Origin of the sequence: Muriicola sp. E247 (assembly GCF_041358175.1) — a bacterium.
Classification (GTDB): Bacteria; Bacteroidota; Bacteroidia; order Flavobacteriales; family Flavobacteriaceae; genus Muriicola.
Genome location: NZ_JBGKBE010000009.1, coordinates 123464 through 136222, shown reverse-complemented (window position 1 = coordinate 136222; position 12759 = coordinate 123464). Strand labels below are relative to the sequence as shown.

Genomic DNA, 12759 nt, shown 5'->3' with positions numbered 1-12759 from the left:
ATTGCCCGAAGTGCGCTCTGCACTACTTCGGGCTTCCTTTGATCCCGCTGCTGAAAATACTGCAAAGCTCATTGCCTTGCGGCAATGCTTTTTCCGTTTCTCCCATCTTTAGAAAGCGAGCTTTCTGCAATGCTCGAAACGAAAAAAGCCCATTCTTGCGAATGAGCTTTTTGTGCTTTAAGTGGTACCTCCAGGAATCGAACCAGGGACACACGGATTTTCAGTCCGTTGCTCTACCAACTGAGCTAAGGTACCTTCTGCGGGTCTGCACCCGCCGAAGCCTAGTGCGTAGGCGGGGGCAAATATAATTTCAAATTTAGGAACTACCAATAAAAAAGGAAAAAAAGGCCCGTCTTTTTTTCCAATTTACAATCTTTGTACTATGAATCTTGTTATCGATGCGGGCAACACCTCCAACAAGCTGGCTGTGTTCAGAAAGAACGACCTGTTGTTTCTAACCAGTTCGGATACACCCGGCTTTCATAAGGCGGTAAAAGATGTGTTCTCAAAATTTCCGGAAATAAATCATGCCCTGGTAGCCTCTGTTGGCTCGCTCACAAAGCGGGAACTCAATGTTTTGGCCATTTTTTGCAAGGTTCAGTTGCTGACCTCGGTAGCTTCTGTGCCCTTTAAAAATTCATATGCCAGTCCGCAAACCCTTGGGGTAGATCGTATTGCGCTGGCCACTGCAGCCTACTTCAATTACCCCAATACCAATACCCTCGTCATAGATGCAGGTACCTGCATCACCTATGATATGGTCAACGATTATGGAGAATATCTAGGCGGGGCCATTTCACCCGGGTTACACATGCGCTATAAATCACTTCATGAACACACAGCAAGCCTGCCCCTGCTCGACCCCAGCCCATTTATGGAGCTAATCGGTAATACGACCGAAAATAGTATCCACAGCGGAGTAATTAACGGAATATGCAGGGAGATCGATGGCGTAATTACACAATATCAAAGTCGGTTTGAACATTTAACAGTTATTTTAACAGGAGGGGACGGTCAATTTTTGTCGAATCGGCTAAAAAATACCATATTTGCCAACTCGAATTTTCTTCTGGAGGGCTTGAATTATTTGCTCGAATACAACAAACGCTAAATGATCAGAAAACTAGGTTTTGCCATAATATGCCTCGCAGCCAGTGGTCTGTACGCGCAAGATGGAACAGTCTCTCCCTATTCTTATTTCGGGGTCGGCGACCTCAGAGCAGGCAGTACTATTGAAAATCAAATGATGGGAGGATTGAGTCTTTACACAGACAGTATCCATATCTCACTAAAAAACCCTGCGGGCTATGGGAAGTTAAGGCTCACCACCTACACCGCCGGTTTGAGTCATAAAGAAATATCCCTTAATAGTTTTACAGAGCAGGAAAAGTCGTCTGTCACTAATCTGGAATACCTGGCTATCGGTTTTCCTCTGAGTCCCAAGATTTCATCCGGACTCGGCCTCAGGCCATTCTCCTCTGTAGGCTATGATGTATTGCAGGAGACCGTGAACTCCAATGGTGATGATGTAACCAATCTGTATTCCGGTAGCGGGGGTATCAATCAGGTCTTTTTGTCAATAGGTTTCGAAGCGGCAAAGAATCTCAACCTGGGGGCATCCGTTAACTACAATTTTGGTAGCCTGGAAAATGAAACAGTTCAGCAAATTGATGGCCTTCAGTTTGGTACAAGGGAAACACAAGAGTCGAAAGTTGGAGGTTACGATTTTGTTTATGGCCTTACCTATACTCCCAAGATCGGAAAAAAATATACCCTCTTCACTTCGGCCGTCATTAACACACAGGTAAACCTGATCTCTGAAAATGAACAAACCATAGGGTCATTCTCTCAGGCAACAGGAGCTACTATCGAAGAACTCGACGTAAACTTGCAGGAACAAGGACTAAAAAACACAGAACTTAAGATCCCCACCATTGCTACTTTCGGCCTCGGATTTGGGGAAGATAAAAAATGGTTTCTCGGAGCTGAATATAGCTTTCAGCAACTGAGTAGTTTTGAAAATCGATTCTTAAAAATCCAGAATCAGGAGTATACAGATGCCAGCAGTTATGCCCTGGGTGCTTTTTATATTCCAGATTATACATCCTTTGGGAGCTACCTTAAAAGAGTTACTTATAGAGCCGGACTGAGATACGATTTTTCAGGAGTGGTGGTCAACGAAAAGGAAATTCAAAACTTTGGCATAACTTTTGGTCTTGGTTTACCGTTGGGAGGAAATTTCTCCAACCTGAATCTAGGATTTGAATGGGGGAAAAGAGGTACAACTGCCGCTGACCTGATCGAAGAAAAATACTTCAGGGTCAACATAGGACTCTCATTTAATGATAGATGGTTCCAAAAAAGGAAAATAAATTGATAAAAAATTAGTACATTAACCGCTTTAAAACGTAACACGATGAAAAAGGAACTTTACTTAATGATGTTTGCCATTCTGGGCTTTACAGGCATTAGTTTAGGACAGGCGCAAAATCCTGAATGCATGACCAATCTCTCCATATATGCAGAGCATGCCAAAGTTAAAAATTATGACGCTGCCTACGGACCATGGAAAATGGTTTATGAAGCATGCCCGGATATTAACAAGGCTAATTTCTCCTATGGTGAAAGAATTCTGAAATATAAGATAGAGAACAGCAGTGGTGCTGAAAAGGACGCGTTTATTCAGGATCTATTATCCCTTTATGACAATAGCCAGAAATATTTCCCTGAAAGCTTTACCCCTGGTGGAGTAGCGATTGATAAAGTACTCTTAATGTACGATAATAAAATGGCTTCCAACGAGCAGATATTTAATATGTTAGATAAGGCTTTCAAGGAAGACAGGGAGAATTTTAAGAATCCAAAAGCTCTTTATCTATACTTTTCGAGCCTCGTTGACCTTTATGAGGCTAATAAAAAAGAATTGCAGGATGTGTTTAACACCTATGACGATGTCACTGAAAAAATTGAAGAAGAAAATGGGGAGTTGACAGATATCATCACGAAGTTACTGCCAAAAGAGGACGCAGGCACATTGACATCTAAAGAAAAGCGCAGGTTAAGAGTGGCAACGACCAACTCAGAGTCTTACGGTAAAATTGCCGGAAGTGTGGACTCAAAATTAGGAGCTCTGGCCGATTGTGAAAACCTGATTCCGCTTTACGAAAGAAGTTTTGAAGCAAAAAAAGGGGATGTCACCTGGGTTAAAAGAGCCGTGGGGAGAATGTTTAGCAAGGATTGTACAGATGATCCTATGTTCAGAAAATTATTCGAAGCTCAGCTAGCACTGGATCCCTCTGCTGATGCCTATGTTTACGGAGGAACGCTCAAAAAGAAATCCGGAGATAACAGCGGGGCAATAGCCGACTTTAACAAGGCATTAGATTTGGAAACTAATCCTAAGAAAAAATCAAATATCGCATATAAGATCGCCACTAGCTACCGAAGAAGCAGCAAGTCGACCGCTAGAAATTATGCAATGAAAGCAATTGATGCCAACCCATCTAACGGAAATGCTTATTTGCTGATAGCTAACTTATACGCTTCAAGCGCAAACGAATGTGGAGATACGCCTTTTGAAAAGCGGGCAGTGTACTGGAAAGCTGCTGATATGGCTCGAAGAGCCGGACGTGTTGATCCATCACTCAGCGGCAGGGCAGGACAGGCTGCTGCCAGTTATGCGGCCAAGGCGCCTTCAAAAACGGACATCTTTAATTCGGGAATGGCCGGTAAAACCCTTAGCTTTAAGTGCTGGGTAGGTGGGAGCATAACAGTCCCGAGCTTGTAAGGAGATGATACCCCTGGGTAAAAAAATAACATATCAGATTGCCATAGTATGTACTGTGGCAATCTTTTTTTTTGGCTGTCAGGACACTTACAAAAGGGTGGGAGATGAAAAGCAAATTGAAATCTATCCCCAGGGTGTAGCTCAGAATTTCAGACTTACTTATACGGAGACACCGGAAGAATTGGAAAGTGAAGACAAAGGCGCTTCCAGGGTGATCGCGGTCCTGAAAAGTCCGGTTAGTGAAGACTTTGACAATATGTTATTTAAGTATCGAACCTTTCCTGAAGGGCTTGAAGTAGAATATTATGACAAAGACAATAACAAAAGTACCATCAAAGCCAATTACGGAATCATCTACTCTCAGACTAATATAATCGACCTGAGAGGTGAAGTTGTGATAGAAACCCACGACGGTAAAAAGCTCGAGACGCCCCAGTTATACTGGGACCGAAAGGAGGAGTGGATTTTTACCCAGGAAAAATTTACCTATACTAATCCGGAAGACGGAACCGTTATGGACGGAGAAGGAATGGATTTTAACCGCGATTTCAGTTTTTTTAATGCCCATAGAACCTATGGTTTAATGACAATAAACGAAGAAGAATCATGATCAAGATTTTGCGATTTACTGAATACCTTTACCTAATTGTTGCCCTGATCTCAATGTATAAGATCTGGGAATTATGGGATACAGACAGACAGGGTACCTATATCTTTATCTTTTTTGCCGTAGTTTCCATGGGCATGTTTATTTTTCGAAGAAATTACCGCCAGCGATTTGAAAAAAGAAAGCGTGATAACAACTCTTAGTCTTGGATAGTTCTATTCTGATCATTGTGATTTGCCTTGTGCTGTCTGCTTTCTTTTCCGGAATGGAGATCGCCTTTGTATCGGCTAACAAGATCCATATCGAGATTGAAAAAAAGCAAACCGGCTTCCTGGCTAAAGTCCTGGCCCGCCTAACCCGAAAACCTTCCAAGTTTATTGCTACCATGCTTATTGGGAATAATATTGCCCTTGTAGTCTACGGCTTTTTTATGGGTGACCTGCTTATGGCGTGGTTCGGTAAGATGCTCCCGTCCGATTACCGATTTGTCCAGCTCGCCCTAACCGATTTCAGCCTCCTTACTCAGACGCTTATCTCAACACTGATCATTCTCATTTCCGCTGAATTCCTGCCCAAAGTGTTTTTTCAGATATATTCAAATACCTTACTGAAGTTTCTGGCAATACCGGCCTATATGTTCTATGCGATATTCTCACTTATATCCGATTTTATCATTAAAGTGTCCGACTTTATACTGCGAACCTTTTTTAAGACAGATGGAGATCAGGTACAGCTCGCATTCAGCAAAATGGAATTGGGAGATTATATAACCGAACAGATGGAGGCTGTGGAAGCAGAAGACGATGTTGATTCTGAAATTCAGATTTTCCAGAATGCCCTTGAATTCTCTGCGGTCAAAGCACGGGAAGTGATGGTGCCCAGGACGGAAATTACAGCCGTAGAAATACATGAAACCCCTAAGTCTCTCGCAAAATTATTTTCAGAGACAGGCTATTCCAAAATCCTTGTTTACAAAGAAACGATTGACGATATCATAGGTTATATTCACTCCTATGAGCTGTTTAAAAAGCCTAAAACCATAAAAAGTATCCTGCTGCCGGTAGAGTTTGTACCCGAGACCATGCTGATCCATGAGATTCTTAAAATCCTTACCAAAAAACGGAAAAGTATGGCCGTTGTTTTAGATGAGTACGGAGGCACCTCGGGGGTGATGACCGTGGAAGATATTGTTGAAGAGCTCTTTGGCGAGATAGAAGACGAACACGATTCTACGGATCTTCTCGAGGAGCAGACCAGTGAAACAACTTTTAAGTTCTCTGCACGTTTGGAAGTAGATTACATAAATGAAACTTATAAACTTGAGCTTCCTGACACTGAGGAATTTGAAACACTGGGAGGTCTTCTGGTTCATGAAACAGGGGAAATTCCTGAGAAAGACACAGAAATCAGAATCGGAGACTACCTCTTTACCATCCTTGAAGTGTCTAGTACCAAGATCGATTTGGTCACCCTCGAAGTGATACAAAACGACTAAGCCCAAAACCTAGCTCAGATAGCTGGATATTAACTTTTATTATTTAAGGGAAAATGGTAATTTCGCCCACTGATTTTAAACAATCTAGATAAATGGCAATTTTAGAGAATATTCGGAAACGAACCACTGTTTTGATCCTGATCATAGGAATGGCATTATTTGCATTTGTGATTTCGGGAATTTTCACCAGTGATGGATTTTCCGGAGGAAAGGTGGGCTCTTCAGTGGGTGATATCAACGGGGAGGAAATATCAATAGACGCCTTCAGACAAAAACTGGAAAGGGCTACGAGAACCAGTGGACAATCGGCTTCGTCCATGCAGCTGGTCAATACTATCTGGAATCAGGTAGAGCGAAATACCCTGCTTGATCAACAGATTGAAGCACTGGGAATCGACATAGAACAAGACCAGATTATCGAGGTGATTAAAAGCAGCCCAGGTCTTGCACAGAATCCTCAATTTGCTGATGAAAACGGGCAGTTTGATGAAAGGAAGTTCAGGGATTTTATTCTGGAATTAAAAATTAATGCCCCAAGCCAGTATGAAGATTGGTTACAGGACGAACAAGCCATTATTGAAAACGCCAAGCAACAGGTATACTTCAATCTGGTTCGGGCAGGTATGGGTGCTACATTAAAAGAAGGAGAATTAGATTACAAATTAGCTAACGATAAGGTCGATATCAGATACGTCCGTGTTCCTTATGCATCGATTCCTGACAGCACTATCACAGTGACGAGAAATGAGATTGAAGCGTATATTAAAGAGAATGAGAAGAAATATACACAGGAAAAATCCCGCGACATTCAGTTTGTATATTTTGAAGAAGGACCGTCTGATGAGGATATAGATGCAACAGAAGCCGCCATTACAGCTTTGTTGGATGATAGTGTGGAATATTTTGAAGACAGGGATACCACTGAAACCATTCCCGGATTCAGGAATACTAAGGATGTTAATGCATTTCTGGATAGGAATTCGGATGCGAAATACGACAGTATATTTAAGGCAAAATCAGAATTACCAACACAATTTGCCGACGCCCTTTTCGAATTAACTCCTGGGGAGTTGTATGGTCCTTACAGAGATGGGGACGTCTTTAAGGTTTCCAGAATGATGGCTAAAAAACCTAACGGATCTGTAAAAGCCAGCCATATCTTAATTACCTACCAAGGTGCCGAACGTGCCAATCCCGAAGTAACACGTTCCAAGGAAGAAGCAAAACAAAAAGCTGAAGATGTTTTAGAGGAGGCTCTGAAACAAGATGCCGTATTTGCCCAGCTGGCAAGAGACAACTCGGATGGACCATCTGCACCTAGAGGGGGAGATCTCGGATTCTTTCAGGAGGGGATAATGACTCCTAAGTTCAATGACTTTGCCTTTGGAAATCCGGTAGGCCATATTGGTCTGGTGGAAACAGAATTTGGTTTTCATATTGTAAAGGTTGATGAAAAGCGTGATTTGGTTCAACTGGCCACACTTACCAGAGACATACAGCCCTCGGATGAAACCATAAATGCTTTGTTCACCGACGCCACTAAATTTGAAATGACTGCAGTAGATTCTGATAAAAGCCTAAGTGAGGTTGCCCAGGAGAATGACTATGTGGTGAGACCGGTAAACCGACTCAAAGCTATGGATGAAAATCTTCCGGGTCTGGGTGCTCAGAGGAGAATTGTTCAGTGGGCTTTTAGTGAGGATACAAATCTAGGAGACATCAAGCGATTTGATGTGAATAACGGATATGCGGTTGTACAGCTAACAGCGACTTACAAAAAAGGCCTGATGGATGTTGAAGATGCTTCAGTAACCGTATTACCTATCCTTCGTAAAAAGAAAAAGGCGGAGAAAATCAAAGCCGAAAATGCTGGTAAATCCATGTCGGAAATTGCTGCTGCCTATGCTACTACCGTTTCCAATGCCACAGCATTGACCGTAAAATCGCCTACCATTCCTGGGGCTGGTAGAGAGCCTCTGGTAGTGGGTACTGCATTTTCTATGGAAGTTGGGAAAACATCCAGCTTTATTTCAGGGGAATCAGGAGTGTTCATGTTCGAGGTCACGAATAAAGAAGAAGCACCGGCGCTTGACAATTACGTTACCTACTCCAATAATCTCCAGGCATCAAATGCCGCCAGGGTAGCTAACAGTTTGGTTGAAGCCTTAAAAGAAAAAGCAGATATCGAGGACAATCGTTCTGTGTTCTATTAATAGAAGAAGTTAAATGTGAAATAGCCCCGGTAAATACCGGGGTTTTTTTATGGGATGAGATCGTCAAAAGGTAAAATAGTCTGATATCCCTTTGTTTTGAAATACGAAGGAATAGTTTCATTCCCGGTAGCCAATACAAAATCACCTCCCCAGGCCCCGAGACTTTTTACGACACCATCCAAGTCCGGAAATAACTGATCCTGAATCCTTTGAATTTGAAGCGCATCCGAAAGGAGTTCTTCATGTTCCAGCAATAAGGCGCCAAAAGCATCTTGCTCTGTACAAGCAGCAACTGCCCTTGTGATATCGGAGATCTGAGCTATGAATCCCTGTTGATTAGCCACATTCTTTCTATAGTGTGAAATAGCAGCCCTGCTGTTTTGCTTTCGATTGAGGTGAACAAAAAATAGGTTTTTTCTAAAGGGAGGATTGTACTCGATTAGTTCAACTTCCGGAATTTTATTAATGACTTTATAGATAAGCGGTTTGTTACTTTGAGCACAGGCGATATCATAGCCACTCCCCGAAAATGCATTCCATAGCAAGGAATAAGCATCTACTGCAGCCCATTGGGCTATATTGTTGATCAGGGTTGAAGAACTGCCTAGGCCCCAATTTCTTGGAAATTCAAGTTTGGTTGTAGCCTGTGTGCCGTTAAGAGCATCCAGGAATTCAGGTTTGAGGCGCACTGCCTCTCTCAGCAGGCTTAATAAAGTATGGCGGATATCAGAACCTTTCGTTACGGGGGCATCTGCTTTGAACTCTGCAAGATCGAAAGTGGTTTCAAACCAGATGTTTTGTTCAACATCAATACTTTTCCATTGAAGTCCTTTGTTTTTACCTGGCTCAATCAGCAATTCCTGCCCCTGTCTTGTGGGAAGGCCAAGTGCCAGGGCACCATCGAGAACTGCGTATTCTCCGGTGAGTAAAAGTTTTCCATTACTTCTGTAAGTCTTACTCATTTAGGATTTTCCTCTTAGTCGGTCCAAAGCTTCTACCACGGCATGGTGGGTGGCACTGTGTTTTTTAAAATATTCAACTAATTGTTTTTTCTCTTCATCAGATGCGCTCATCTGATTGAGTATGTTCAAAAGATGCATTTTCATATGCCCTTGTTGTATTCCGGTTGTTACAAGGGATTGTACCGCTGCAAAATTCTGAGCTAGTCCGGCTACCGCCACAATACCCATAAGTTGTTTTGCATTGGGTTTTTGTAAAATTTCGAGTGCGATTTTTACCAGGGGATGAAGACTTGTGAGGCCGCCAACCGTACCAAGTGCAAGAGGTATTTCAATCCAAAAATGAAATTCCCCGTTTTCAATGCGAGCCTGGGTAAGGCTTTTATACGACCCTTGCCTGGATGCATATGCATGAATGCCTGCCTCAACTGCTCTGAAATCATTCCCGGTGGCCAGAACGACAGCATCAATTCCGTTCATAATTCCTTTGTTATGAGTTACAGCTCGATGGGGTTCCACATTGGCAATGGAAACGGCTCTCACTATCTTTTCTGCAAATTCAAGGGCACTGATACCCATATCAGACCCAAGGTCGTCTACATTACAGCTTACTTCGGCTCGTACAAGACAATGGGGTACATAGTTGGAGAGAATGCTCATAACAACTTCAATATCCTTCTCAGTATTCTGCAGGATAGTGGATGTACCAGCCTCCTTCTGAAGTGTTTTGGCGAATTGTTCCAGACAGGAGTTAATAAAGTTGGCACCCATGGCATCAAGGGTATCAAAAGTGCAGTGCAATTGAAAATAGTCCTCCAGATCAAGGGTTTTGTCTCTAAGTTCAATATTCCTGATCCCACCGCCCCGGGCAACCATATTTTTTGTTATTGCAGCTGTTTCTTCGTAAAATTTTGGTTTTATGGCGTCGAAAAACTTTCCTATCCGGGCTTTGTCTCCTCGGTACATGAAGTGAACCTGTCCGATTTTTTCTGTACCAAGTACCGTAGTTTTAAATCCCCCTTTGGAAATCCAGAATTTCGCTGCTTTACTTGCCGCAGCCACTACAGAACTTTCCTCTATAGCCATGGGAATCGCATAAAGCTCTCCGTCAATTAGAAAATTGGGGGCGATACCCAATGGTAAGTAGTAATTGGTGAGGGTATTTTCTATAAATTCATCGTGGAGTTGTTGTAATTTTCTGTCGTCGTTCCAATACTTCCTGATCAAGGAAATACTCGCTTTTGGGTCGTCAGTATACTGCTCGGCTATCCAGCGTATTTTTTCATCTTTAGACAGCTTGGAAAAACCTTCAATGGGTAAGGGCATTTTAAAGGGTATATGGCTTCAAAGATAGTAATATTGCCTTAACATCCGATGATCCTCCGGGGGTTAAACATTCGGGTAAAACCAAGGACTTATAAGCCATTTTCTGAACGATTGAAATAGCAATTGGCGGGCAGAAAGTTATTTTTTTAGGGAAAATATTAGTAAACTTGAGGGTTTGAATCTGAACAAAACTATCGAATGAAAAATTCCCTCCTGCTGTTTATTTTCCTTACAGCATCCACTCTGGTTTTTACACAACAACAAAAAATTACTCTCGAAGAGATCTGGGGAGGTAAATTTTCTACCAAGGGCCTCCAGGAACTCAGGTCGATGAACGATGGCCAACACTATAGCATTCTCAATCTGGATAAGGCTACAGGGGTAAGTAGTATTGAAAAGTACGCCTATGAAACTCTGGAAAGCACAACTACCATTCTCAGCTCTTCTCCGGAAAATGGAGTGCCTTATTTCAGCTCATACACCTTTAGTAAAGACGAGTCTGTCATCCTGTTAGCCACGGAGATAGAAAAAATTTACCGACACTCAAGAAGGGGAATATACTATGTGTATGATACTTCCGCCAAAACAATTATAAAAATATCGGATAACAAAATCATGGCCCCACAGCTTTCGCCCGATGGATCCAAGGTCGCCTACGTATTTGAAAATGACCTTTACCTTTTCGATCTCTTATCCGGGGCAACCACCCGGATCACAGAGGATGGAAGGGCCAACGCTATTATCAACGGGGTAACAGACTGGGTATATGAAGAAGAATTTGGGTTTGTAAGGGCATTCGACTGGAATTCGGACGGTACCCGAATCGCATTTCTGCGCTTTGATGAAAGGGCTGTACCTGAATTTTCCATGGATATTTACGGGGAGGGACTTTATCCTTCCCAAAACCGATTTAAATATCCCAAGGCGGGGGAGGAGAACTCCAAGGTCACGCTTCATCTTTATGGCCTGGAGAATGCCAGCCTAAAGGAGGTCCCCCTCCCGGAGGCATACTATATTCCCAGGTTGCTCTGGAAGCAGAATCCTGATGAACTGAGCGTACAAACCCTGAACCGGGCACAGAACCACTTGAGGATGTATACCGTTGAGGCTCCAGACGGAGTGGTGTCCCTTCTGCTCGAGGAACGCGATGAGGCCTATATAGATATCACTAACGACCTCACTTTCCTGGAAGATGACAGTTTTATCTGGACCAGCGAGCAAGACGGATATAACCATATTTATCACTACAAGCCAGAAACCAGTATCAGGAAGCAGCTGACCTCGGGTCCCTGGGAGGTGACAAGTTATTACGGATATGATCCCAAAAAGAAAGCGATCTTCTACCAGAGCACTGAGAATGGGTCGATCAACCGCGACGTATATAGAATAGGAATTAATGGGAAAAATAAGAGAAAGCTAACCGAAGAAGTAGGGACTCATAGTGCTGCATTTAGTACGGACTTCTCCTATTTTATCAATACCTATTCAAGTGTGGAAACTCCATACAGGTATACCTTACACAGGGCAACGGATGGGTTAAAAATGAAGGACATTCGAGACAACTCTTCAGTCGCCGAACTTTTAAAGAATTACAAAACAAGTCCTAAAGAATTTTCAACCATCAATATCAACGGCTATGACCTAAATATGTGGATGATTAAACCCGCCGATTTTGACCCGGGAAAAAAGTATCCGTTGTTTTTGTTCCAGTACAGTGGTCCTGGATCACAACAGGTAGCGAATCGCTGGTGGGGAAGTAATGACTACTGGCATCAGATGCTCGCCCAGGAAGGAATCGTGGTCGCCTGTGTTGACGGAAGGGGAACTGGCTACAAAGGAAGAGACTTTAAGAAAATGACCTATAAGGAACTTGGGAAATACGAAGTAGAAGACCAGATCTCAGTAGGGAAAAAGCTGAGTGAATATTCCTGGATAGATGAAGATCGTACCGGGATATGGGGTTGGAGCTATGGAGGATTTATGTCGTCTAATTGTATTTTACAGGGTAACGACACCTTCGAACTGGCAATTGCCGTAGCCCCTGTTACCAGCTGGAGGTTTTATGACACTGTATATACCGAACGCTATATGAGCACGCCCCAGGAAAACCCGAATGGCTACGATGACAACAGTCCTCTTACCTATCCTTCTATGCTCAAAGGAGATTATTTGCTGATCCATGGTTCGGGGGATGATAACGTGCACGTGCAGAATACCATGAGGATGATCGAAGAACTGGTACAGGCAAATAAGCAATTCGACTGGGCCATTTATCCCGATAAAAGTCATGGAATTAGCGGGGGAAATACCCGACTACAACTTTACAGCAAAATGACCAGTTTTATAAAGAACAAACTCTAACAATCCAATAA

The 12759-nt window shown here is 42.8% G+C and carries 10 protein-coding genes and 1 tRNA gene; 8 read left to right on the top strand and 3 right to left on the bottom strand.

From position 1 onward, the window contains the following. Positions 1-182: 182 nt before the first annotated feature. Positions 183-255: transfer RNA gene (locus ACA086_RS12795), tRNA-Phe, on the bottom strand. 127 nt (positions 256-382) lie between these two features. Between ACA086_RS12795 and ACA086_RS12790 the strand changes: the two genes are divergently transcribed. From ACA086_RS12790 to ACA086_RS12760, 7 genes are all read left to right on the top strand, one after another. Further along, positions 383-1111, top strand: a complete 729-nt coding sequence (locus tag ACA086_RS12790; RefSeq protein ID WP_371003734.1) for a type III pantothenate kinase — start codon at positions 383-385, stop codon at positions 1109-1111. Continuing rightward, positions 1112-2377, top strand: coding sequence for a hypothetical protein (locus ACA086_RS12785; RefSeq protein WP_371003732.1), 1266 nt, complete (start codon positions 1112-1114; stop codon positions 2375-2377). 39 nt (positions 2378-2416) lie between these two features. After that, complete coding sequence (locus ACA086_RS12780) at positions 2417-3787, top strand: tetratricopeptide repeat protein (RefSeq protein ID WP_371003731.1); 1371 nt, start codon at positions 2417-2419, stop codon at positions 3785-3787. 55 nt (positions 3788-3842) lie between these two features. Then, positions 3843-4397 (top strand): LPS export ABC transporter periplasmic protein LptC, encoded by a 555-nt coding sequence (gene lptC, locus ACA086_RS12775; RefSeq protein WP_371003729.1) that lies wholly within the window; start codon positions 3843-3845, stop codon positions 4395-4397. Continuing rightward, entirely contained in the window at positions 4394-4597 is a 204-nt protein-coding gene (locus ACA086_RS12770; RefSeq protein ID WP_371003727.1) for a hypothetical protein, read from the top strand. Before lptC ends, ACA086_RS12770 begins: the two co-directional genes overlap by 4 nt. A 62-nt stretch (positions 4598-4659) precedes the next feature. Next, positions 4660-5889, top strand: coding sequence for a hemolysin family protein (locus tag ACA086_RS12765; protein ID WP_371003738.1), 1230 nt, complete (start codon positions 4660-4662; stop codon positions 5887-5889). A 92-nt stretch (positions 5890-5981) separates the two neighbouring features. Beyond that, positions 5982-8102 carry a peptidylprolyl isomerase gene (locus ACA086_RS12760; RefSeq protein ID WP_371003726.1) on the top strand — a complete coding sequence of 707 codons (2121 nt, stop codon included), beginning with the start codon at positions 5982-5984 and terminating at the stop codon, positions 8100-8102. A gap of 47 nt (positions 8103-8149) precedes the next feature. On the opposite strand, the gene ACA086_RS12755 is transcribed toward ACA086_RS12760, so the two are convergent. Both ACA086_RS12755 and ACA086_RS12750 read right to left on the bottom strand, forming a co-directional pair. After that, on the bottom strand, positions 8150-9064 hold the full coding sequence (locus tag ACA086_RS12755; protein ID WP_371003725.1) for a GYDIA family GHMP kinase: 915 nt from the start codon (positions 9062-9064) through the stop codon (positions 8150-8152). Beyond that, positions 9065-10387 (bottom strand): hydroxymethylglutaryl-CoA reductase, degradative, encoded by a 1323-nt coding sequence (locus ACA086_RS12750; protein ID WP_371003724.1) that lies wholly within the window; start codon positions 10385-10387, stop codon positions 9065-9067. Between the two features lie 198 nt (positions 10388-10585). Here ACA086_RS12750 and ACA086_RS12745 point away from each other — a divergent pair, with 198 nt between their 5' ends. Then, entirely contained in the window at positions 10586-12748 is a 2163-nt protein-coding gene (locus tag ACA086_RS12745) for a S9 family peptidase (RefSeq protein WP_371003723.1), read from the top strand. Positions 12749-12759 lie beyond the last annotated feature (11 nt).